Origin of the sequence: Streptomyces sp. NPDC102402 (assembly GCF_044765765.1) — a bacterium.
Classification (GTDB): Bacteria; Actinomycetota; Actinomycetes; order Streptomycetales; family Streptomycetaceae; genus Streptomyces.
Map to the genome: position 1 here is coordinate 584,134 of NZ_JBIWKR010000002.1, position 20,836 is coordinate 604,969.

General features: G+C 72.0%; 22 protein-coding genes. 7 read left to right on the forward strand and 15 right to left on the reverse strand.

The annotated features are described in order from the left end of the window. Positions 1-55: 55 nt before the first annotated feature. The 3 genes from ACIRJR_RS07565 to afsQ1 are packed head-to-tail and all read right to left on the reverse strand — an operon-like array spanning position 56 to position 2,927. A complete protein-coding gene (locus ACIRJR_RS07565) occupies positions 56-718 on the reverse strand; it encodes a hypothetical protein (RefSeq protein ID WP_403776400.1) in 663 nt (220 codons plus the stop codon). Next, positions 718-2,253, reverse strand: coding sequence for an ATP-binding protein (locus ACIRJR_RS07570; protein ID WP_403775264.1), 1,536 nt, complete (start codon positions 2,251-2,253; stop codon positions 718-720). Before ACIRJR_RS07570 ends, ACIRJR_RS07565 begins: the two co-directional genes overlap by 1 nt. Next, positions 2,250-2,927, reverse strand: a complete 678-nt coding sequence (gene afsQ1 / locus ACIRJR_RS07575) for a two-component system response regulator AfsQ1 (RefSeq protein ID WP_015578482.1) — start codon at positions 2,925-2,927, stop codon at positions 2,250-2,252. Before afsQ1 ends, ACIRJR_RS07570 begins: the two co-directional genes overlap by 4 nt. A 169-nt stretch (positions 2,928-3,096) precedes the next feature. On the opposite strand from afsQ1, the gene ACIRJR_RS07580 reads away from it, so the two are divergent. Then, positions 3,097-3,843, forward strand: coding sequence for a SigE family RNA polymerase sigma factor (locus ACIRJR_RS07580; protein ID WP_403775267.1), 747 nt, complete (start codon positions 3,097-3,099; stop codon positions 3,841-3,843). A gap of 207 nt (positions 3,844-4,050) precedes the next feature. Here ACIRJR_RS07580 and ACIRJR_RS07585 read toward each other — a convergent pair whose 3' ends face one another. Beyond that, positions 4,051-4,755, reverse strand: a complete 705-nt coding sequence (locus ACIRJR_RS07585) for a uridine kinase (RefSeq protein WP_403775271.1) — start codon at positions 4,753-4,755, stop codon at positions 4,051-4,053. 63 nt (positions 4,756-4,818) lie between these two features. Here ACIRJR_RS07585 and ACIRJR_RS07590 point away from each other — a divergent pair, with 63 nt between their 5' ends. Then, on the forward strand, positions 4,819-5,244 hold the full coding sequence (locus tag ACIRJR_RS07590) for a hypothetical protein (protein WP_403775274.1): 426 nt from the start codon (positions 4,819-4,821) through the stop codon (positions 5,242-5,244). A 58-nt stretch (positions 5,245-5,302) separates the two neighbouring features. Here ACIRJR_RS07590 and ACIRJR_RS07595 read toward each other — a convergent pair whose 3' ends face one another. The 3 genes from ACIRJR_RS07595 to deoC are packed head-to-tail and all read right to left on the reverse strand — an operon-like array spanning position 5,303 to position 8,578. Next, positions 5,303-6,196, reverse strand: coding sequence for an aldehyde dehydrogenase family protein (locus ACIRJR_RS07595; RefSeq protein ID WP_403775277.1), 894 nt, complete (start codon positions 6,194-6,196; stop codon positions 5,303-5,305). Next, entirely contained in the window at positions 6,189-7,625 is a 1,437-nt protein-coding gene (locus tag ACIRJR_RS07600; RefSeq protein ID WP_403775280.1) for an aldehyde dehydrogenase family protein, read from the reverse strand. Before ACIRJR_RS07600 ends, ACIRJR_RS07595 begins: the two co-directional genes overlap by 8 nt. 5 nt (positions 7,626-7,630) lie before the next feature. Further along, positions 7,631-8,578 (reverse strand): deoxyribose-phosphate aldolase, encoded by a 948-nt coding sequence (gene deoC, locus ACIRJR_RS07605; RefSeq protein ID WP_103515426.1) that lies wholly within the window; start codon positions 8,576-8,578, stop codon positions 7,631-7,633. Between the two features lie 124 nt (positions 8,579-8,702). Between deoC and ACIRJR_RS07610 the strand changes: the two genes are divergently transcribed. Then, positions 8,703-9,341 carry a PH domain-containing protein gene (locus ACIRJR_RS07610; protein ID WP_403775283.1) on the forward strand — a complete coding sequence of 213 codons (639 nt, stop codon included), beginning with the start codon at positions 8,703-8,705 and terminating at the stop codon, positions 9,339-9,341. A gap of 239 nt (positions 9,342-9,580) precedes the next feature. Continuing rightward, on the forward strand, positions 9,581-10,249 hold the full coding sequence (locus ACIRJR_RS07615) for a hypothetical protein (RefSeq protein ID WP_403775286.1): 669 nt from the start codon (positions 9,581-9,583) through the stop codon (positions 10,247-10,249). Positions 10,250-10,331: 82 nt separating this feature from the next. Here the strand turns inward: ACIRJR_RS07615 and ACIRJR_RS07620 are convergent, their stop codons facing one another. The 3 genes from ACIRJR_RS07620 to ACIRJR_RS07630 all read right to left on the reverse strand — a co-directional run bounded on the left by ACIRJR_RS07620 (position 10,332) and on the right by ACIRJR_RS07630 (position 13,671). Beyond that, positions 10,332-11,978, reverse strand: coding sequence for a phospho-sugar mutase (locus ACIRJR_RS07620; RefSeq protein ID WP_403775289.1), 1,647 nt, complete (start codon positions 11,976-11,978; stop codon positions 10,332-10,334). Between the two features lie 325 nt (positions 11,979-12,303). After that, positions 12,304-13,128, reverse strand: a complete 825-nt coding sequence (locus ACIRJR_RS07625; RefSeq protein WP_403775292.1) for a purine-nucleoside phosphorylase — start codon at positions 13,126-13,128, stop codon at positions 12,304-12,306. 105 nt (positions 13,129-13,233) lie between these two features. Continuing rightward, entirely contained in the window at positions 13,234-13,671 is a 438-nt protein-coding gene (locus ACIRJR_RS07630; RefSeq protein ID WP_033297850.1) for a gamma-glutamylcyclotransferase, read from the reverse strand. Positions 13,672-13,924: 253 nt separating this feature from the next. Between ACIRJR_RS07630 and ACIRJR_RS07635 the strand changes: the two genes are divergently transcribed. Beyond that, positions 13,925-15,364, forward strand: a complete 1,440-nt coding sequence (locus ACIRJR_RS07635) for an NAD(P)H-quinone dehydrogenase (protein WP_403775295.1) — start codon at positions 13,925-13,927, stop codon at positions 15,362-15,364. Positions 15,365-15,485: 121 nt separating this feature from the next. Then, positions 15,486-16,454 carry a DeoR/GlpR family DNA-binding transcription regulator gene (locus ACIRJR_RS07640; protein WP_403775298.1) on the forward strand — a complete coding sequence of 323 codons (969 nt, stop codon included), beginning with the start codon at positions 15,486-15,488 and terminating at the stop codon, positions 16,452-16,454. A 32-nt stretch (positions 16,455-16,486) separates the two neighbouring features. On the opposite strand, the gene ACIRJR_RS07645 is transcribed toward ACIRJR_RS07640, so the two are convergent. Together ACIRJR_RS07645 and ACIRJR_RS07650 are read right to left on the reverse strand one after the other, a co-directional pair. Further along, positions 16,487-17,116, reverse strand: coding sequence for a TetR/AcrR family transcriptional regulator (locus ACIRJR_RS07645; protein ID WP_403775301.1), 630 nt, complete (start codon positions 17,114-17,116; stop codon positions 16,487-16,489). A 93-nt stretch (positions 17,117-17,209) separates the two neighbouring features. After that, a complete protein-coding gene (locus tag ACIRJR_RS07650) occupies positions 17,210-18,964 on the reverse strand; it encodes an acetyl/propionyl/methylcrotonyl-CoA carboxylase subunit alpha (protein ID WP_403775304.1) in 1,755 nt (584 codons plus the stop codon). A 378-nt stretch (positions 18,965-19,342) separates the two neighbouring features. Between ACIRJR_RS07650 and ACIRJR_RS07655 the strand changes: the two genes are divergently transcribed. Then, the gene (locus tag ACIRJR_RS07655; protein ID WP_403776403.1) at positions 19,343-19,780 is read left to right on the forward strand and encodes a hypothetical protein; all 438 of its coding nucleotides are present in this window, start codon (positions 19,343-19,345) and stop codon (positions 19,778-19,780) included. A gap of 12 nt (positions 19,781-19,792) precedes the next feature. On the opposite strand, the gene ACIRJR_RS07660 is transcribed toward ACIRJR_RS07655, so the two are convergent. The 3 genes from ACIRJR_RS07660 to ACIRJR_RS07670 all read right to left on the reverse strand — a co-directional run bounded on the left by ACIRJR_RS07660 (position 19,793) and on the right by ACIRJR_RS07670 (position 20,833). Continuing rightward, entirely contained in the window at positions 19,793-20,404 is a 612-nt protein-coding gene (locus tag ACIRJR_RS07660) for a nucleoside triphosphate pyrophosphatase (RefSeq protein ID WP_403775307.1), read from the reverse strand. A 21-nt stretch (positions 20,405-20,425) separates the two neighbouring features. After that, positions 20,426-20,554, reverse strand: coding sequence for a morphogenic membrane protein MmpB (gene mmpB / locus ACIRJR_RS07665; RefSeq protein WP_403775309.1), 129 nt, complete (start codon positions 20,552-20,554; stop codon positions 20,426-20,428). A gap of 72 nt (positions 20,555-20,626) precedes the next feature. Continuing rightward, positions 20,627-20,833 (reverse strand): acyl-CoA carboxylase epsilon subunit, encoded by a 207-nt coding sequence (locus tag ACIRJR_RS07670; RefSeq protein ID WP_403775312.1) that lies wholly within the window; start codon positions 20,831-20,833, stop codon positions 20,627-20,629. Between the last annotated feature and the right edge of the window lie 3 nt (positions 20,834-20,836).

The following is a 20,836-nucleotide window of genomic DNA, read 5'->3' on the forward strand; positions in this document are numbered from 1 at the left end:
CTACGGAGACGGCCGCACGGGCCGGGACGCCGGGTCCCGCCCGGCCGGGCGGTGTTCAGGGCGTGGCGGCCACGCCGCTGCCCACCCCGTCGGCCGGACGCGCTCTCGTCTCCGGCGTGCACGCGTAGCTCCGGGCCCGGTACTCACCCGGCCCCCCCAGCAGCACCGGGTCACCGGAGCCGTCGCTCTCCGCGAAGGAGCACACCAACTGCGCCAACGCGCCGGCCGGCAGGTCGTCGGGGTACTCGCTCAGCCGCAGAGTGCCCTCCGGGTCGTCCCGGAGCCCCTCGGTGACGGTGAGCCCCTCCGGTACGCGTGTGGAGAAGCCCTCACGCCGCTCGTCGGCGGACGGCCGCTGCTGCACCTGGGCCAGGATCGACCGCGCCACCCCGAGCCGGTCGGACTCCGACTCGTCCATCTCCACCACGCGTTCCACCGCGAGCAGTCGGGAGGCGCAGAGCAGGTAGACCTGGACCGTCAGCGATCCGGCCGGGTGGTTCCCCACGTCCGTACCGGACGCCCGGCAGGGCACGCGGGAGGGGGCCGCCCCGGCGTCGACCGGCACCGACGTGCTCCTGATCCCGCACCCGGCGGCCAGCACCGCGCAGACGGTGACGGCGAGGACGGCGGTGACCGCCCGCGCGGGACGCCACCCCCGGCCCCCGCGTCCGCGCGCTCCTGCCGGGCGGCGTGTGCCGTACACGTCTCTGCCGCGCATCACGTCGTGCCGCCCTCCTCGTTCACGTCATCGCTCCCGTCACCGTCCGCGGCGCCGGCCAGCCGCTCCGCGTCCCGGGGGAGGCGCAGCACGAACACCGCGCCCTCGCCGTCCGGCAGGTTGGAGGCCGTGATGTCGCCGCCGTGGATGTGGGCGTTCTCCACCGCGATGGACAGGCCGAGACCGCTGCCCTCGGAGCGCGGGCGGGAGGCACTCGCCTTGTAGAAGCGGTCGAACACATGGGGCAGGACCTCTTCGGGGATGCCGGGCCCGTGGTCGCGCACCTCGATGACCAGTTCGTCCTCGTCGGTCCGTACGGACACCCGGACCGGCGATCCGCCGTGCTTGAGCGCGTTGCCGATCAGGTTCGCCAGGATCACGTCGAGCCGGCGCGGATCGAGGCGCACCATGATGCCGCGCTCCGCGTCCAGATCGACCGCGTCGAGCCAGGCACGGGCGTCGATGCAGGCGGTCACCTGGTCGGCGACGTCCACCGTGTCCAGGACGAGGCGGGCCGTACCGGCGTCGAAGCGGGTGACCTCCATGAGGTTCTCGACCAGATCGTTCAGCCGCCGGGTCTCGCTCACCACCAGGTGGACGGCCGGGGCGATCATCGGGTCCAGGCTGTCCGCCTCGTCCTCCAGCACCTCGGCGACCGCGGTGATCGCGGTCAGCGGGGTGCGCAGTTCGTGGGACATGTCGGCGACGAACCTCCGGCTCGACTCCTCCCGGGCGCTCATGTCCGCGACCTTCTTCTCCAGGGAGCTCGCGGCGTTGTTGAACGTACGGGAGAGATCGGCGAGTTCGTCGGTTCCCGAGACCACGAGGCGGGTGTCGAGCTTGCCCTCGCCGAGCTTGCGGGCCGCGTCGCCGAGCCGCTGCACCGGCCGCAGCACGGTCGTCGCCGCGGCCTGCGCGAGGAGTGCCGAGCCGACGAGGGCCAGCGCGGTGGCGATCCCGAGGGACCAGGCCAGCGAGTTGAGGTCCTCGCGCTCCTGGTCGAGCGACTTCAGCATGTACCCGGCGGGACCGCCGCCGATGATCTTCGTGCCGGCCACCAGGTGAGGAGTGCCGCCCAGCGTCGTGCGCTGCCAGAACAGGTGGTACTCAAAGGGATTGCTCGACGTCAGCGGCTGCTTCTTGTTCACCTGCTTCTGCAGCGAGGCGGGGACGTCGAGCTTGGTGAAGGCGTCGATGTCGGAGGACCCGGTGACGGGCTTGCCGTCCTGGGTGCCGATCAGCAGCACGTGGTAGCCGGGGCTGCTGCTCGCCATCTGCTCGGCGGTGTCACGGAGTTCGACCGCCGTGGGCTGGAGCGGCAGCGAGGCCGCCCGGTTCTGCATCTGACGGCGGAAGTCGCCCAGCGCGGCGTCCTGGGTACGCGTCAGAACGGCCTCACGGTTCAGCCAGTACGCGATGCCCGACGCCGACACGGCCGCCGTCAGGGCCACCAGCGCGAACACGATCAGGAGCCGCAGCCGCAGGCTGGTCCAGCGAAGACCCGCGAGTATGGAGCGCTTCGCGGAATCGCTCACTGAGGCGAGTCCAGCCGGTAGCCCACACCGCGCACGGTGCGGATCAGGGTCGGCGAGGACGGCACGTCCTCCACCTTCGCCCGCAGCCTCTGCACACAGGCGTCCACCAGCCGAGAGTCACCGAGGTAGTCGTGCTCCCACACCAGGCGCAGCAACTGCTGCCGGGACAGGGCCTGTCCCGGCCGGCGGCTCAGTTCGAGCAGGAGCCGCAGCTCGGTCGGCGTGAGCTGCAGGTCCTCCCCGTTCTTGGTGACGGTCATCGCCGAACGGTCGATGACGACACTCCCGAACGTCGCCGAATCGGTGGACTCCCTCTCCCCGCGGCGCAGGACCGCGCGGATCCGGGCGTCGAGCACCCGGCCCTGCACGGGTTTCACGACATAGTCGTCCGCGCCGGACTCCAGTCCCACCACGACGTCGATGTCGTCGCTGCGCGCGGTCAGCAGGATGATCGGCAGCTGGTCGGTACGCCGGATTCTCCGGCACACCTCGAAACCGTCGATCCCGGGCAGCATCACGTCCAGCACAACCAGATCCGGCCGCTGCTCCCGGAGCAGCTCCAGGCCGTCCTCTCCCGTCGCCGCGGTGGCCACACGGTGGCCCTGGCGTGACAGGGAGAGTTCGAGGGCTGTGCGGATGGCGTCGTCGTCCTCGATCAGCAACAGGAAAGGCACGGGGGTCATTCTGGCCCATGGTGCAGCCACGTTTCGACAATCCCCCCGACTTGACCGCTCGACATGCCCTGTGACAGGTCTGTGACAGTCGGGGGACAGGGCCATGAAACTGGCCCGGCAAGCTCAATGGCACACGGATCGAACGGACTCCACCGATGGGGGGCGCCAGATGAACGCACTGCACAGCACCACCTCAAGCGCAGTTGTCACGCGCCTTCACGACATCGGGCGGAGCCCGGAGAAGTCCGGCGTCGTCGGGCGGGGGCGCGTACGTGGCGCCGGGCGTCCGCACTCGTCGTACCTGGCGATGGTCGACGCGCCCACGGGGGAGGACGGGGGGAGCGCGTACGGGGAGGTCACGGGGGAGCGGACCGCCGCGGACGGGGCACAGGACGCCGAAACGGCGTTCACCGCCTACGTCCAGGAGCGCCGCGCCTCCCTGTACGCGACCGCCTACCACCTGACCGGCGACCGGTTCGAGGCCGAGGACCTGCTCCAGAGCGCCCTCTTCTCGACGTACCGGGCGTGGGACAGGATCAGCGACAAGGCGGCCGTCGGCGGTTACCTCCGCCGCACCATGACCAACCTGCACATCAGCGCGTGGCGCAGGCGCAAGCTCAACGAATACCCGACCGAGGAGCTCCCGGAGACGGTGAGCGACACGGACGCGATGCGGGGCACCGAACTGCGGGCGGTGCTCTGGCAGGCGCTGGCGCGGCTGCCGGAACTCCAGCGCACGATGCTGGTGCTCCGCTACTACGAGGGTCGCACGGACCCGGAGATCGCGTCCATCCTCGACATCAGTGTCGGCACGGTGAAGTCGAGCATCTGGCGGTCGCTCCGCCGGCTGCGCGAGGACGAGGTCCTCAGCTTCGGCCGTGACGAGGAGGAGTCCTTCGGCGAGCTGGTGGCCTGAGGTCTGCGGGGGCACGGGGGAAACAGGGGGGAACGGCCGCGGTCTCGGGGGAGACGGTGGCACGGGGGAAACAGGGGGAACGGCCGCGGTCTCGGGGGAGACGGCGGCACGGGGGAAGCGCACAGCGGGGGCGGACAGGCCGGGGGGTCTTGTCCGCCCCCGCCGCGTGCGCCGGGGAGGGGGCGGGCCGTCGGCCCGTCCCCCTCCCTACTTCGCGACCCGGCTCCGCGGGGTCCGGCACCGTCCCGCCGCCGCGGCGGCCAGGCGGCCCAAGGCCTCCTGCTTGGCGCAGGGATGGGCGCCCAGGGCCGTCTGGCGGGCCACGATGCGCCGCTCGGTCCGCATCAGCCGCCAGCCGCGGCGCAGCAGGAACGGCACCGACTTCCGGCCCTCGCGCAGGTCCCGCACCAGCCTGCGACGGAACGTCGTCGACGGCCGGCCGCGCAGGCACAGCGCGTCCGCGAGCAGGCCCAGTTCCTGGCAGCGTTCCACGATGTCCGCGGCGAAGATCCCCTCGGCCACGAACAGGGGGGTCCGCTCGATGTCGAGCGTCTCGCGGCCCGTACGTGAGCTCGTGGCGATGTCGTACAGGGGAACGGACGTGCGCCCCGTGCGGCACAGCTCCGCTATGGCCGCGACCGCGCTGTCCTCGTCCCAGGACAGGGCCGAGTCCCAGTCGATGTCCGCGCTGCCGGTGACCCGCGGCAGTGTCGGATCGTTGACCTCCTTGTAGAAGTCGTCCAGGTGCAGCACCGGCAGACCGCTGCGGGCCGCGAGGGACGACTTGCCGGAGCCGGAGGGACCGGCGAGCAGTACGACGCGCGTGGGGATCGGTTGGGAACTCACAGAACAGAAGTGTGAGGCATTGACCCGCGTAGGGGATCCCCGGGAGGTCCTGTTGGTATCGAGCATCACACCTCAACTACTCTGCGTGTACGAGTGATTACCCGACACGTCCCGATCAGGTGGGAAAACATGGCACGTCATGCACTGTCCAAGCCCCGGAACCGCGCGCTGCTGCGAGCCGGCCTGACCCTCACCGCGCTGGGCGCGGCGCTCGGTGCGGGAGGCGCGGCCGCTCAGGCGGCGCCGCTGCCCGCGGCGCCCGCCACCGGCTCGGACACGGCGGACAGCACCCTGGGGGCGGTAGGTGACGCCGCCGCGCCCGCACTGACCAGCGCGCTCGGCTACGGCCTCGCCGGGGCCGTCAAGCCCATCACCGATCTGCAGCTCGACCCGCTGGCCGGGACGGGTGTGGATCCGCTGGACAACGCCGTGGGCGCCCAGATCGCGGACTTCAAGCCGGTGACCACGGCGCTGGTCACCGACCCGCTGACCAGTGGCGCCGCGCTCGGCGACCTGCCCGTGATCGGAGAGGTGACCGGCCTGATCACCGGCTGACCACGCGCGGACACGCGTGCGGGGCCGCCCGGAGGCGGCCCCGCACGCATGCCCGGGATCAGTACGAGGAGCCGGAGGCTCCCAGTGCACCCGTGGGGTGCCAGACCGTCTTGGTCTCCAGGAAGGCCGTCAGGCGCCGGGTGCCGGGACCGGCGGACCAGTCCTCGTCCACAGGCTGTGGACGCAGGACGCGCTTCAGGTTGTCGGCCGCCGCGGCCTCCAGTTCCCTCGCGAGGCCGGCGTCGGCTCCCGTGAGGTCGATGGCGTTGACGTCCTGGTGGGAGGCGAGGGGAGCCGCGAGCTCGGCCGTCCCTCCCGACAGGATGTTCACCACGCCGCCCGGCAGGTCCGAGGTGGCCAGGACCTCGCCCAGCGACAGCGCGGGCAGCGGCGCGGCGGCCGAGGCGATGACGACCGCCGTGCTGCCCGTGGCGATCACCGGGGCGATCACCGAGACCAGGCCCAGGAACGACGACTCCTGCGGCGCCAGGACCGCGACCACGCCGGTCGGCTCCGGGGTGGACAGGTTGAAGAACGGGCCCGCGACCGGGTTCGCCCCGCCCACGACCTGGCCGATCTTGTCCGTCCATCCCGCGTACCAGACCCAGCGGTCGACCGCCGCGTCGACGACGGCCGCCGCCTTGGACTTCGACAGCCCCTCGGCGTCCGCCACCTCCCGCGCGAACTGCTCCCGGCGGCCCTCCAGCATCTCCGCGACGCGGTAGAGGACCTGCCCGCGGTTGTACGCGGTCGCCCCCGACCAGCCGCCGAACGCCTTGCGCGCGGCCACGACCGCGTCACGCGCGTCCTTGCGGGAGGACTGCGGGGCGTTCGCCAGCCACTTGCCCTTCGAGTCCGTCACCTCGTACACCCGGCCGCTCTCGGAGCGGGGGAACTTGCCCCCGACGTACAGCTTGTAGGTCTTGAAGACACTGAGTCGCCCGTCAGACATCGAGGTAGGCCTCCAGACCGTGACGGCCGCCCTCGCGGCCGAAGCCCGACTCCTTGTATCCGCCGAACGGCGAGGTCGGGTCGAACTTGTTGAACGTGTTGGCCCACACCACGCCGGCGCGGAGCTTGTTCGCCACCGCGAGGATGCGGGAGCCCTTCTCCGTCCAGATGCCCGCGGAGAGGCCGTACTGGCTGTTGTTGGCCTTGGCGACCGCCTCGTCGGGCGTACGGAAGGTCAGCACCGAGAGCACCGGGCCGAAGATCTCGTCGCGGGCGACGGTGTGCGCCTGGGTGACGCCGGTGAAGAGGGTCGGGGCGAACCAGTAGCCCGAGGACGGCAGGTCGCACGGCGCGGTCCAGCGCTCGGCGCCCTCGGCCTCGCCGGTCTCGACGAGCGAGGTGATCCGGGAGAGCTGCTCCGCGGAGTTGATCGCGCCGATGTCGGTGTTCTTGTCCAGCGGGTCGCCGAGGCGGAGCGTGGACAGCCGGCGCTTGAGGGAGTGCAGCACCTCGTCGTGCACGGACTCCTGCACGAGGAGGCGCGAGCCCGCGCAGCAGACCTGGCCCTGGTTGAAGAAGATGCCGGTGACGATGCCCTCGACGGCCTGGTCGACCGGGGCGTCGTCGAAGACGATGTTGGCGCCCTTGCCGCCCAGTTCGAGCGTGGCCTTCTTGTCCGTACCGGCGATGCTCCGGGCGATGGCCTTGCCGACGGCGGTCGACCCCGTGAAGGCGACCTTGTTCACGTCGGGGTGCTCGACCAGCGCCGCACCCGCGTCGCCGTACCCCGTCAGGATGTTGACGACGCCCTTGGGCAGACCGGCCTGCCGGCAGACGTCGGCGAAGAACAGCGCCGACAGCGGAGTGGTCTCCGCGGGCTTCAGCACCACCGTGTTGCCGGTGGCGAGGGCCGGGGCGATCTTCCAGGCCAGCATCAGCAGCGGGAAGTTCCACGGGATGACCTGGCCGGCCACGCCGAGGGGGCGGGGGTTCGCGCCGTACCCCGCGTGGTCCAGCTTGTCCGCCCAGCCCGCGTAGTAGAAGAAGTGCGCGGCGACCAGCGGGAGGTCGGCGTCGCGGGTCTCCCGGATGGGCTTGCCGTTGTCCAGGGTCTCCAGGACGGCGAGCTCACGGGAGCGCTCCTGGATGATCCGGGCGATCCGGAAGAGGTACTTGGCGCGCTCGGAGCCGGGCAGCGCCGACCACTTCTCGAACGCCCGGCGGGCCGCCTTCACGGCCCGGTCCACGTCCTCCGCGCCGGCCCGGGCGACCTCGGAGAGGACCTCCTCGGTGGACGGACTGACCGTCTTGAAGACCTTGCCGTCGGCGGCCTCGGTGAACTCGCCGTCGATGAACAGGCCGTACGAGGGCGCGATGTCGACGACGGAGCGGGACTCCGGAGCCGGTGCGTAGTCGAATGCAGATGCCATGGGGATCAGTCCACCGTCACGTAATCGGGGCCGGAGTAACGGCCGGTGCTGAGCTTCTGGCGCTGCATCAGCAGGTCGTTCAGCAAGCTGGAGGCGCCGAAGCGGAACCAGTGGTTGTCCAGCCAGTCCTCACCCGCCGTCTCGTTCACCAGGACGAGGAACTTGATGGCGTCCTTGGAGGTGCGGATGCCGCCGGCCGGCTTCACGCCGATCTGCACGCCGGTCTGCTCCCGGAAGTCGCGTACGGCCTCCAGCATCAGCAGCGTGTTCGCCGGAGTGGCGTTCGTGCCGACCTTGCCGGTCGACGTCTTGATGAAGTCCGCGCCCGCCACCATGCCGAGCCAGGAGGCCCGGCGGATGTTGTCGTACGTGGAGAGCTCGCCGGTCTCGAAGATCACCTTCAGCCGTGCGGAGCCGCACTCGGCCTTCACGGCGACGATCTCCTCGTAGACCTTGAGGTAGCGGCCGGAGAGGAAGGCGCCGCGGTCGATCACCATGTCGATCTCGTCGGCCCCGGCCGCCACGGCGTCGCGGACGTCCGCGAGCTTGACGTCCAGCGCGGCACGTCCGGCGGGGAAGGCCGTCGCGACGGACGCCACCTTCACCCCGGAGCCGGCCAGCGCGGCGGCGGCGGTCGCCGCCATGTCGGGGTAGACGCAGACCGCCGCGGTGCGCGGGGTCGTGCGGTCGGTGGGGTCGGGGTTGACCGCCTTGGCGGCCAGGGCCCGGACCTTGCCGGGGGTGTCCGCGCCTTCCAGCGTCGTCAGGTCGATCATCGAGATGGCGAGATCGATGGCGTACGCCTTGGCGGTCGTCTTGATCGATCGGGTACCGAGGGAGGCGGCACGCGCTTCGAGGCCGACGGTGTCGACGCCGGGCAGCCCGTGCAGGAAGCGGCGCAGCGCACCCTCGGACGCCGTCGCGTCGGCAAATGCGGGAGCAGTGGTGGGCATGGTCACCACATGAGCATATCTACGCGCGTAGCGACCTGTACAGGGGCCTCACCGTTTCGACCCCTCCACGGGCCTGGCGAGGCCGCGCCCCGTCCCCCGTGCCCCTTCAGGCAGAATCGGGACCATGACGAGCCCCACACCTCCCGCCGAGCCCGCACACGCCGACCGGACCTACCGGTCGGGCGCCGCGCTGGTCAGCGGCGCGCTGCTCATCCTGCTGGTCGGCTGGATCGGGCTGGACGCGGTGTTCCGGGGCGAGGGGCGGGTGCCGTGGCTCGCGCTGGCCGCGCTGCTGACCGCGATCCCGCTGATCGTGGCGTTCACCCTGCGGCCGGCCGTGTTCGCCGACGAGGCGCGGATCCGGATCCGCAACCCCTTCCGCACGATCGTGCTGCCCTGGGCGGACGTCTCCACCGTGCGTGCCGCGTACTCCAGCGAGCTCTTCACCCACGCCGGTGACAAGTACCAGCTGTGGGCGGTCCCCGTCTCGCTGCGCGAGCGCAAGCGTGCGGCGAGGAGGGCCGGCCAGCAGGCGCACGACGACCCGTACGGCCGGACCTCCGTGCACGCCGACGTCCGCGATTCCCAGGCCCGGGCGGCCGCCGCCGATCAGACGGTGGGCGACCTGCGGGAGCTGGCCGAGCGCGCCGCCGCCCGCAAGGAAGGCGGCACCGTCACCGCGTCCGCGCGCTGGGCCTACGAGGTGATCGCCCCGGCGGTCGTCGGCGCGGTGCTGCTCGTGGTGCTGCTCGCGATCGGCTGAGCGGTGGCGGGAGCCCGTCGTACGTCCGCCCGCTCCTGCACGTACACGTTGCCGACTCTAGCCCCGGTGTGAACGACAGGATCGTCCTCGCGGGGCAGCGTCCCGGGGGACGACGGCGCGGCTCCACCCGCGACCGAAGGGACACCACCTCTCGCGACACGGCAGTCGGTGCGGTGCGGTGCGGTGCGGGTTCAGGTCACGGTCCCGGGCTGTCGGACCCCGCTGCCACACTCCCGGTCATGAGCGATGACGGATTCGAGTGGATACAGCAGGACCTCGGCTCCTGGGGCTTCCACCTGGTGATGGTCAAAGGCGTGGACGTCGAGGAGCTGGCGGCGATGAGGGGCGCGGATCCCGGCCTCGGCGTCATGCCGCCCGAAACGTTCAACACAGTGCTGCACCGTTCCGTCGACGTCCCGGACTGGGCCAGGCTGGGCGAGCACGCGGGGTGGGCGTTCGCCCTGTGCGGCGGCGGCGACGGCTTCTTCATGCAGCGCCGCGACCACGTGAAGGACCTGTGGGAGGGCCGCACATGGCTGACCGTCACGGACACCACCATGGACCCGCCCGCGGTCGGCGTGATCGTGGACGGAGAGCTGGACTGGAGTTACTTCGACGGCGAGGTGCACGAGGCGGTCAGGGCGGATCATCCCCTCACCCGGCGGATGACCGCCGAGATCGGGCTCGGCGGCGTCGACCCGGATCCCGACTTCCCCGACGAGCCGGACGAGTGGGGGCTGCACATCCCGCCCATCCGGGACGTGTACCGGCTGATGGGCGAGCACTACGGGCTGAGCCTTCCCCGCAGGGCGATCGCCGAGAAGGAGCTGGCCGGGGTGTTCACCTCCCCGCGCGTCCACGCCGGCGGAGAGCCGAACACCAGGTACGACAACATCCGACTGCCCTGACCTCGGACCGCCTCGTGCGGCAGGGGCCGCCGGACGGGTGCGGCGGTCCCGGGGTACGCCCGCCGCACGCGCCTGCCACCCCTCAGATCCCCGCCGCGGCCGCCAGGTCCCGCTTGATGCCGGCCAGCAGTTCCGCACCCCGTGCGCGGGCCGCGGGCAGCTCCTCCGCCGATCCGACCGGGACCACGGCCTCCAGGTAGCACTTGAGCTTGGGCTCCGTGCCGCTCGGGCGGACGATGACCCGGGCGCCCGCCAGGTGGTAGCGCAGGCCGTCCGTGGGCGGCAGTGACTCCGTGCCCCGGGAGAGGTCCTCGGCCGAGGTGACCGGGAGGCCCGCGAGGGCGGTCGGCGGGGACTCACGCAGGCGGCGCATGGCGTCCGCGATGACCGAGAGGTCCTCGACACGGACCGACAGCTGGTCCGTGGCGTGTAGGCCGTGCTCCAGGGCGAGACCGTCCAGCAGATCCAGGAGGGTGCGGCCCTTCTCCTTGAGTACGGAGACGAGTTCGGCGATCAGCAGGGCGGCCGTGATGCCGTCCTTGTCGCGGACCCCTTCCGGGTCGACGCAGTAGCCGAGCGCCTCCTCGTACCCGTACCGCAGGCCGTCGACGCGGGCGATCCACTTGAAGCCCGTCAGGGTCTCCTCGTAGCCGAGACCCGCCTTCTCCGCGATCCGGCCGAGAAGGGACGAGGACACGATCGACTCGGCGAACACACCGGTCGCGCCCCGGTCCACCAGGTGCGCGGCGAGCAGAGCGCCGACCTCGTCGCCGCGCAGCATCCGCCAGCCGCCGTCGGCCGTCGCGTCGGGTACCGCGACGGCGCAGCGGTCGGCGTCCGGGTCGTTGGCGATGATGACGTCGGGCTGTGTCCGGCGCGCCGTCGCGAACGCGAGATCCATGGCTCCGGGCTCTTCCGGGTTGGGGAAGGCGACGGTGGGGAACGCCGGGTCGGGCTCGGCCTGTTCGGCCACGAGTACGGGCTCGGGGAAACCGGCGCGGGCGAAGGCGGCCGTCAGGACGGAGGTTCCGACGCCGTGCATCGCCGTGTAGACGGTCCGCGCGGTGCGGGGCGAACCGGAGCCGAGGACGGCGTCCGTACGCGCGAGATAGGCGTCCAGGACCTCGTCGCCGAGCGTCTCCCAGCCCGCCTCCGGGCGGGGTACGCCGTCGAGCGGGCCCACGGCCTCGATCGCCGCGGCGATCTCCGCGTCGGCCGGGGGCACGATCTGCGAGCCGTCGCCGAGGTAGACCTTGTAGCCGTTGTCGCGCGGCGGGTTGTGGCTGGCGGTGACCTCGACGCCCGCGACGGCCCCCAGGTGCCGTATGGCGTACGCGAGGACGGGGGTGGGCAGGGGGCGGGGCAGCACGGCCGCGCGCAGTCCGGCGCCGGTCATCACGGCCGCGGTGTCGCGGGCGAAGTCGGCGGACTTGTAGCGGGCGTCGTATCCGATGACGACGAGCCCGCCGCCCTGTCCCCGCGCTCGCAGGTACGCGGCGAGTCCGGCGGCGGCGCGGATCACCACGGACCGGTTCATCCGCATCGGTCCGGCGCCGATCTCGCCGCGCAGGCCGGCGGTCCCGAACTGGAGCGTGCCGGCGAAGCGGTCGGCGAGCGCGGGCTCGTCACCGGTCTCGATGAGCCTTTCGAGCTCCGCCCGGGTCTCGGGGTCCGGGTCCTCGGCGAGCCAGGTCCTGGCACGGGTGAGGAGGTCCTGGTCCTGCTGCACGGTGTCCGCCTTTCTGCGGGTGTGGTGGTGGGGCGGTGCGGGGGTGCGGGGTGCCGGGGGTGCGGGTGCGCCTGCGGCGGACTGTTCCCCTACTCGCCCCTTCCCGGAACCGGGCTCCGCCCGGACCCGCTTCGGGGGCTCCGCCCCCGGACCCCCGCGCCTCGAACGCCGGCGGGGCTGGGGGTGCGGCTCCCTGGGCGCCGGTGGGGCTGGGGGTGGCTCCGGGTACGCCGGCGGGACTGGGGGTGCGGCTCCCGGTGCGCCGGGGGCGCCGGACGTGGCTCCTGGGCGCCGGCCGGGCTGAGAGGGCTGGGAGTGCCGTCGCTCAGACCCGGTCCAGCACCCGTGCCAGCAGCGAGCCCATACGGGTGGCCGAGTCGCGGCCCGCCTGGAGGACCTCCTCGTGGTTGAGGGGCTCCCCGCTCAGGCCGGCGGCCAGATTCGTGACCAGGGAGATGCCCAGCACCTCGGCGCCCGACTCACGGGCCGCGATCGCCTCGAGGACCGTGGACATGCCGACCAGGTCGCCGCCCATGACGCGGACCATGTTGATCTCGGCCGGGGTCTCGTAGTGCGGGCCGGGGAACTGGACGTAGACGCCTTCTTCGAGGGTCTCGTCGATCTCCTTGCACAGTGCGCGCAGCCGCGGCGAGTACAGGTCGGTCAGGTCCACGAAGTTCGCGCCCACGATCGGCGAGGCCGCCGTGAGGTTGATGTGGTCGCTGATGAGGACCGGCTGGCCGGGGCGCATGCCCTCGCGGAGCCCCCCGCACCCGTTCGTCAGGATGACGGTTCCGCAGCCCGCGGCGACGGCCGTGCGGACTCCGTGCGCGACCGCCGCGACGCCGCGGCCCTCGTAGTAGTGGGTGCGGCCCAGGAAGACCAGGACGCGCTTCTCCCCGATCTTGTACGAGCGGATCGTGCCGCCGTGGCCCTCGACCGCCGGGGCCGGGAATCCGGGCAGCGCGGTGACGGGGAACTCGGCCTCCGGGATGCCGAGCGCATCGCCCGCGGGGGCCCACCCGGAGCCCATCACGAGAGCGACGTCGTGGGTCTCGGCGCCGGTCAGCTCGCGCAGGCGGGCGGCGGCGTCGGCAGCGGCGACGCGCGGGTCGCCCTGGATGTGGTCCGGAATAACAGATGCGTTCACGCGGATGAGGGTAACCGCTGATTCCCTACGCGCGTAGATGCGTCCGTGGAGAGTCTGGCCGGTCGTGTTCGTATCTTCGTACAGAAGCGGTACGAGGGGTGCCGCTCAGCAGGGACGCTTGCGGAGATTCATCACGTAGTCGTGCGGCGCGCCCGCGGATTCGGCCGCATCCGCCACCTCGCCCAGGTAGCGGGCGGAGGGCAGCCCGCCCTCGTAACCGTTGAGGACGTACATCCAGGCCGGCTCCTCGCCGTCCAGCGTGTGCACGCGCACCCGCATGCGCCGGTAGATGTCGAGGCCGACACCCTCCCAGCGGTCCATGGAGTCCTCGTCCATCGGGGCCAGGTCGTAGAGCGCGACGAACACCTGGGAACGGGGCGCCTCCACCACCGTGGCCAGCGCGCCCTCCCACCCCATCTGCTCCCCGCCGAAGGTCAGCCGCCAGCCGTTGAGCCAGCCCGTGCCGCGCAGCGGGGAGTGCGGTGCGCGGCGCGTCATCAGCCGCGCGTCGAGGTTGCCGGCGTACGCGGCGTAGAGCGACATGCGGTCGAGGGTACGTGAGGCGGCGCGGAGCACGCCGTTTCCCGGAGCGGAAGACCGCCCGGCCGGGGGCGGCCCGCGGAGCCCGGAGGCCATGGCCCGGCGAGGCCCGTCCCCGTATGGAGGGCCCCGGGGCGAAGCAGCTTGGCGCGTGCGGGACAATGAACTACGTACTGCATACGCCGGGGCGACCCCCCGGACCCCCGGCCGGGGCGGCAGACGGCCGTGGGATGACACCACGCGAGGCGGACTTTTCGTGACCCGGATCGTGATCATCGGCGGCGGCCCCGGCGGCTACGAGGCGGCACTGGTCGGCGCCCAGCTCGGCGCGGAGGTGACCGTCGTCGACTGCGACGGCCTCGGCGGCGCGTCGGTCCTGACCGACTGCGTGCCCTCCAAGACCCTGATCGCGACGGCCGAGGTGATGACCACCTTCGACTCCTCGTACGAGGAACTCGGCATCATCGTCGCCGACGACACCCCGCACCTGGAGCAGGCCGCCCGGGTGGTCGGTGTCGACCTCGGCAAGGTCAACCGACGCGTCAAGCGCCTCGCGCTCGCCCAGTCCCACGACATCACCGCCTCCGTGACCCGCGCGGGCGCCAGGGTCATGCGCGGCCGGGGCCGGCTGGACGGCCTCCAGGCCGCAGACGGGTCCCGCCAGGTCGTCGTGACCGCCGCCGACGGCACCGAGGAGCGGCTCACCGCCGACGCGGTGCTCATCGCGACCGGTGGCCACCCCCGGGAGATCCCGGACGCCCAGCCCGACGGTGAGCGCATCCTGAACTGGACCCAGGTCTACGACCTGGACGAGCTCCCCGAGGAGCTCATCGTGGTCGGCTCGGGCGTCACCGGCGCCGAGTTCGCCGGCGCCTACCAGGCGCTGGGCTCGCGCGTGACCCTCGTCTCCTCCCGCGACCGGGTGCTCCCGGGAGAGGACCCGGACGCCGCCGCCGTGCTGGAGGACGTCTTCCGCCGCCGCGGCATGAACGTCATGGCGCGCTCCCGGGCCCAGTCCGCCAAGCGTGTCGGCGACCGCGTCGAGGTCACCCTGGCCGACGGCCGCGTCATCTCCGGCACCCACTGCCTGATGGCGGTCGGCGCGATCCCCAACACCGCGGGCATGGGCCTGGAGGAGTCCGGGGTGCAGCTCAAGGAGTCCGGGCACATCCGGACCGACCGGGTCTCCCGCACCAGCGCCCCCGGCGTGTACGCGGCCGGTGACGTCACCGGGATCTTCGCCCTGGCCTCGGTCGCGGCGATGCAGGGCCGCATCGCCATGTACCACTTCCTCGGCGACGCGGTGGCCCCGCTGGACCTGAAGACGGTCTCCGCGAACGTCTTCACCGACCCCGAGATCGCCACCGTCGGTTACAGCCAGGCCGACGTCGACTCCGGCAGGATCGACGCCCGTGTCGTGAAGCTGCCGCTGCTGCGCAACCCGCGGGCCAAGATGCAGGGCATCAGGGACGGCTTCGTCAAGATCCTCTGCCGCCCCGGTACAGGCATCGTGGTCGGCGGCTGCGTCGTCGCGCCGAGGGCCAGCGAGCTGATCCACCCGATCTCGCTCGCCGTCGACAACAACCTGACGGTGGAGCAGATCGCCAACGCCTTCACCGTGTACCCGTCCCTGTCCGGCTCGATCGCCGAAGTGGCCCGGCAGTTGCACACCCGTAAGAGCACCGGCGAGGCGTGACACGAAGGTTCGTACACAGGCGGGGCCCCCTATACCACCAGGGGGCCCCGCCTGTGTACAACTTCGCTTATTCGGCGCAAACTGCTGAAAAGCAACGTACGGCCAGGTTACTGTCAGTTTCGTGTTCGCTGCAGAACGTCGTCAATTGATCCTCGAAATGGTGCGCGCCAACGGGGCGGTATCGCTCCGTGAGCTCGCCCGCGTCGTCCAGACCTCCGAAGTGACCGTACGGCGGGACGTGCGGGCACTGGAGGCAGAAGGACTCCTCGACCGCCGGCACGGCGGTGCGGTCTTGCCGGGCGGTTTTACGCGGGAGTCCGGCTTTCCGCAGAAATCCCATCTCTCCACCGCGGAGAAGACGGCCATCGCCGACCTGGCGGCCGGGCTGGTCGGTGAGGGCGAGGCCATCGTGGTCGGCGCCGGCACGACCACGCAGGAGCTGGCCCGCCGGCTCGCACGTGTTCCCGGCCTGACCGTGGTCACCAACTCGCTGCTCGTCGCCCAGGCGTTGGCCCATGCCAACCGGGTGGAGGTGGTGATGACCGGCGGCACCCTGCGCGGGAGCAACTACGCACTCGTCGGCAGTGGTGCCGAACAGTCCCTCCAGGGGCTGAGGGTGAGCCGTGCGTTCATCTCCGGGAGCGGGCTGACCGCGGAGCGCGGACTGTCCACGTCCAACATGCTCTCCGCGAGCGTCGACCGGGCGCTGGTGCAGGCCGCGGCCGAGGTGGTCGTCCTGGCGGACCACACGAAGCTCGGCTCCGACACCATGTTCCAGACCGTGCCCACGGACCTCATCACCCGTCTGGTGACGGACGAGCCGCCGGTCCACGACGAGCGTGCGGCCACCGAGCTCCAGGCCCTGGCCGACCAGGGTGTGGAGATCACGGTGGCGGGGCCCGGCGCGGAGCCCGCCGCCGGTGACGCGCTGCCGCCGGGACGGCAGGCGCGGCAGGACATGCCGCTGCCGGGCCAGCGGCGCACCCAGGGCGGTCACGGGGGGCCTGCTGGTCTCGGTCCGCAGCTGCGGAGCGCGGCGGCCCTGGCCGAGGGGCCGGTGGGCCGGGTCGCGGATCTGCGTCGCCGCTGAGCGGCCTCACGGGCCCCGTCCGGCCCTCGTGCTCAGTCGCCGGGGGGACGACGTCGGCCTGAGGGGGCGCGGTCGGCCGGATCGGCCTTCAGGCCGCGGAGTGTCAGCCGCAGCAGACGTTCGGCGAGGGCCGGGTCGGCCGGTGTCTGCTCCGCGGCCAGCGCGATCGCGTTCGTCAGCTGCAACAGGTCGTCGATCGACACGTCCGCCCGCACCGAGCCGCTCGACTGCGCCCGGTCCAGCAGCCGCGCCCCCGCCTGACGCAGTGGCACATGGCACGACGTCAGCGCCGAAGTCTCGTCACCCGACGCCGACATGAGTGCCTGCGCGAGGCCTCGGTACTCGCCCGCGTGGGTGACGAGCGCACCCAGCCACTCCACCAGCGCGGTGCACGGCCGGTCGGCCTCGGCCAGTTCGCGGGAGCGGGCGAGCAGTGCGGTCAGGGCTTCCTGGAACACCGCGTTCATCAGGGCCTGACGGTTCGGGAAGTGCCGGTACAGCGTGCCGATGCCGACGCCCGCCCGCCGGGCGATGTCGTCCAGCGAGGCGTCCGTGCCCCGGTCCGCGAAGGACGCACGGGCCTCGCTGAGCAGCCGGTCGTAGTTGCGGCGCGCGTCGGCGCGCATCGGCCGGGCCGGTGTCGGTGCCGTGCTCATCGCCATCGCCCTGTCCTCCTGGTGTCCGCTCCGCGTCCCAAGGATGCCACTGGGGCCCGGCAGGTGCCGGGCCCCAGTGGGAGAGAGCGGAGCGGGCGCTCAGTCCTTGATCTCGCAGATCGCGGCGCCGGACGACACGGACGTGCCGACCTCCGCCGCCAGACCCTTCACGGTGCCCGAGCGGTGGGCGTTGAGGGGCTGTTCCATCTTCATCGCTTCGAGGACGACGATGAGGTCGCCCTCCTTGACTTCCTGGCCCTCTTCGACGGCGATCTTGACGATGGTTCCCTGCATCGGGGAGGCGAGGGTGTCGCCGGAGGCGGCGGAGCCGGTCTTCTTCGCGGCGCGGCGCTTCGGCTTGGCCCCGGCGGCGAGGCCGGTGCGGGCCAGGCTCATCCCGAGCGAGGAAGGCAGGGAGACTTCGAGGCGCTTGCCGCCGACCTCGACGACGACGGTCTCACGGCCGGACTCCTCGTCGGCGTCCTGCTCGGCGGGGACCGTGTAGGGCTTGATGTCGTTGACGAACTCGGTCTCGATCCACCGGGTGTGGATCCGGAACGGGTCGGAGGTGAACGCCGGGTCCGCGACGACCGCACGGTGGAAGGGGATGGCGGTGGCCATGCCCTCGACCTGGAACTCGGCCAGCGCACGCGCGGCGCGCTGAAGGGCCTGCTCACGGGTCGCGCCCGTCACGATCAGCTTGGCGAGCAGCGAGTCCCACGCCGGGCCGATGACGCTGCCGGACTCGACGCCCGCGTCGAGGCGGACGCCCGGGCCGGTGGGCGGGGCGAAGAGGGTGACGGTGCCGGGGGCGGGCAGGAAGCCGCGGCCCGGGTCCTCGCCGTTGATGCGGAACTCGAAGGAGTGGCCGCGCACGGCGGGGTCGCCGTAGCCGAGCTCCTCGCCGTCGGCGATGCGGAACATCTCGCGCACGAGGTCGAGGCCGGTGACCTCCTCGGTGACCGGGTGCTCGACCTGGAGGCGGGTGTTGACCTCGAGGAAGCTGATCGTGCCGTCGACGCCGACGAGGAACTCGACGGTGCCCGCGCCGACGTAGCCGGCTTCCTTCAGGATCGCCTTGGACGCCGCGTACAGCTCGGCGTTCTGCGCCTCGGACAGGAACGGCGCCGGGGCCTCCTCCACCAGCTTCTGGTGGCGGCGCTGGAGCGAGCAGTCACGGGTGGACACCACGACGACGTTGCCGTGCGTGTCGGCCAGGCACTGGGTCTCGACGTGCCGGGGCTTGTCGAGGTAGCGCTCCACGAAGCACTCCCCGCGGCCGAACGCCGCGACGGCCTCACGCACCGCCGAGTCGTACAGCTCCGGGATCTCCTCGAGCGTGCGGGCGACCTTCAGGCCGCGGCCACCGCCACCGAAGGCGGCCTTGATCGCGATCGGCAGGCCGTTCTTCTCGGCGAACTCCACGACCTCGGCCGACCCGGACACCGGGTCGGGCGTGCCGGCCACGAGCGGGGCGCCGGCGCGCTGGGCGATGTGACGGGCGGCGACCTTGTCACCGAGGTCCCGGATCGCCTGCGGCGGCGGACCGATCCAGGTCAGGCCCGCGTCCAGCACGGCCTGGGCGAACTCCGCGTTCTCCGAGAGGAACCCGTAGCCGGGGTGGATCGCGTCCGCCCCGGAGTCCTTCGCGGCCTGCAGCACCTTGGCCATGTCCAGATAGCTGGCGGCCGGGGTGTCACCGCCCAGAGCGAACGCCTCGTCGGCCGCGCGCACATGCAGAGCATCCCGGTCCGGATCGGCGTAGACGGCCACGCTCGCGATTCCGGCATCCCGGCAAGCCCGAGCAACACGGACAGCGATTTCGCCACGGTTGGCGATGAGCACCTTGCGCACGATGACTCCCTCCTTGAGAACAAGCTGAGTTTAGGGACTACCGACACGGCCGTACGACCCGTCCCCAGTAGTGAACTTGCCCACACGGAGTGTGATTCGAGGCTTGCTCGAGTCGCGAAATCCCTTGTCGCACCACGGTACGCCGGGTTCCTCAACCGCACAGTAGCCACGAAGTGTGGCCCAAGTCTCTGTCCGGACGGTCAACGCCGCGCGGCGTTTCTTTGTGGACTCCCTACGAACGGCCGAGGGATTCTTTGCGTCGGGCGCGGGGCGGCGCGCCGCGGGCACGGGCCGTGCGCTTCCCCTTGTCCGGAGCATTACCGGTTAGTAGGGTCCCCGCTACCGCACGTACTACAGGTAACAGGGGGTGGCGCCGTGGTGCGCAGACCAGTGGCCTTCGTGACCGCGATCGTTCTGTTCGTGGAGGCCGTGGGCATCGTGCTCGTCAACGGTGTCCTCGCGACGGTCGCCGGCAACCAGAGCATGTCCCTGGCCGGGATGGATCCTGACGCCATGGTCACCGGCACATGGGTGATGGGCGGTGTCTCCGGCGCCCTGCTGGTGCTCTGCGGGCTGATACCGCTGCTGGCCGGGATACGCGACCGGGCCCCGGGCCGCTTCGGCCGGATCGCCCTCATCGCGTGCGCGGTCGTGCACGGGGTGCTGGGCGCGCTGGCGGTGGGGCTGATCGGCTGGGCCGCCTTCGCGTTCCTGATGGCCGTCCTGGCCCTGATCGTGCTGACCCTGGTGGCGTTCGACCGGCGTGAGCCGGCGGCAGGTGCGACGGGCGAGGAGAAGGCCCCGGTCGCGGTGTGAGCCGTCCGCCGCTCAGCTCCACAAGTCGGTGACGGAGATGCCCAGTTCGCCGAGCAGCCGGCGCAGCAGGGGCAGCGAGAGCCCGATGACGTTCCCGTAGCTGCCCTCGATCGCCTCGACGAACGGCGCCGAGCGGCCGTCCAGGGTGAACGCTCCGGCCACGTGGAGGGGCTCGCCCGAAGCGACGTAGGCCGCCACCTCGGCGTCCGACGGCTCGCCGAACCTGACGACGGTGGAGGCGGTCGCCGACGCCGTACGCCCGGTGGCCGTGTCGATGACGCTGTGCCCCGTCTGCAGGATGCCCGGCCGGCCGCGCATGGACTTCCAGCGGGCGGTGGCCTCCTCGGCGTCGGCGGGCTTGCCGTACGCCTCGCCGTCCAGCTCCAGCACCGAGTCGCAGCCGATGACGAGCGCGCCGGCGGCCTCCGGCCGTGCGGCCACCGCGGCGGCCTTCGCCTCCGCGAGGACGAGTGCCAGCTCACCCGGGGTCGGAGCGGTGATCGCGTCCTCGTCCACACCGCTGACGATCACCTCGGGGGCGAGGCCCGCCTGCCGCAGGAGGCCGAGGCGGGCGGGGGAGGCGGAGGCGAGCACGAGGCGGCGCTGATCAGTCATACCCGCCATCGTAGGCGGGGCGGCCGGGTCTCAGCGGGGCGCCAGGACGAACATGGCCACGACCATGGCCAGCGCCAGCAGCAGTCCCACGCGACGCATCATGTCCTGGGCGTCGCGCAGTTCCTTCGGCGGCTTGTTCTCGGGGTCGGACCACAGCATGGTTCCGATGGTGCTCCGGACACGGCTGCGGCGCCTGAGTACAGGTACTCAAGCGCCGCTCGACGGCCTGACTCAGGAGGGCCAGTACGTCCGCGCCCACGACCGGGGACCCGGCCGGAGCGCGCCCCGGCGGGCGATCCGGCCCGGGTCGGACCACTGCTCGGGCGGCAGCGGGACGCCCGAGGGGACGTCGGCCACCGCCGCCGCGCGCGCCCGGACCACGGCGAGGGCCGCGGCGAGCTCCTCCGGCGTCGGATTGCCCCGTACGACCTTGATCATGGT

Bases quoted from the DNA above. Each gene is read 5' to 3' on its own strand.
- ACIRJR_RS07565 (WP_403776400.1), bottom strand. From the start codon at position 718: ATGCGCGGCAGAGACGTGTACGGCACACGCCGCCCGGCAGGAGCGCGC.
- ACIRJR_RS07600 (WP_403775280.1), bottom strand. From the start codon at position 7,625: ATGGCATCTGCATTCGACTACGCACCGGCTCCGGAGTCCCGCTCCGTC.
- ACIRJR_RS07610 (WP_403775283.1), top strand. From the start codon at position 8,703: ATGACGAGCCCCACACCTCCCGCCGAGCCCGCACACGCCGACCGGACC.
- ACIRJR_RS07580 (WP_403775267.1), top strand. From the start codon at position 3,097: ATGAACGCACTGCACAGCACCACCTCAAGCGCAGTTGTCACGCGCCTT.
- ACIRJR_RS07615 (WP_403775286.1), top strand. From the start codon at position 9,581: ATGAGCGATGACGGATTCGAGTGGATACAGCAGGACCTCGGCTCCTGG.
- ACIRJR_RS07595 (WP_403775277.1), bottom strand. From the start codon at position 6,196: ATGTCTGACGGGCGACTCAGTGTCTTCAAGACCTACAAGCTGTACGTC.
- ACIRJR_RS07630 (WP_033297850.1), bottom strand. From the start codon at position 13,671: ATGTCGCTCTACGCCGCGTACGCCGGCAACCTCGACGCGCGGCTGATG.
- ACIRJR_RS07670 (WP_403775312.1), bottom strand. From the start codon at position 20,833: ATGATCAAGGTCGTACGGGGCAATCCGACGCCGGAGGAGCTCGCCGCG.
- ACIRJR_RS07590 (WP_403775274.1), top strand. From the start codon at position 4,819: ATGGCACGTCATGCACTGTCCAAGCCCCGGAACCGCGCGCTGCTGCGA.
- deoC (WP_103515426.1), bottom strand. From the start codon at position 8,578: ATGCCCACCACTGCTCCCGCATTTGCCGACGCGACGGCGTCCGAGGGT.
- ACIRJR_RS07660 (WP_403775307.1), bottom strand. From the start codon at position 20,404: ATGGCGGGTATGACTGATCAGCGCCGCCTCGTGCTCGCCTCCGCCTCC.
- mmpB (WP_403775309.1), bottom strand. From the start codon at position 20,554: ATGCTGTGGTCCGACCCCGAGAACAAGCCGCCGAAGGAACTGCGCGAC.
- ACIRJR_RS07645 (WP_403775301.1), bottom strand. From the start codon at position 17,116: ATGGCGATGAGCACGGCACCGACACCGGCCCGGCCGATGCGCGCCGAC.
- ACIRJR_RS07585 (WP_403775271.1), bottom strand. From the start codon at position 4,755: ATGCTCGATACCAACAGGACCTCCCGGGGATCCCCTACGCGGGTCAAT.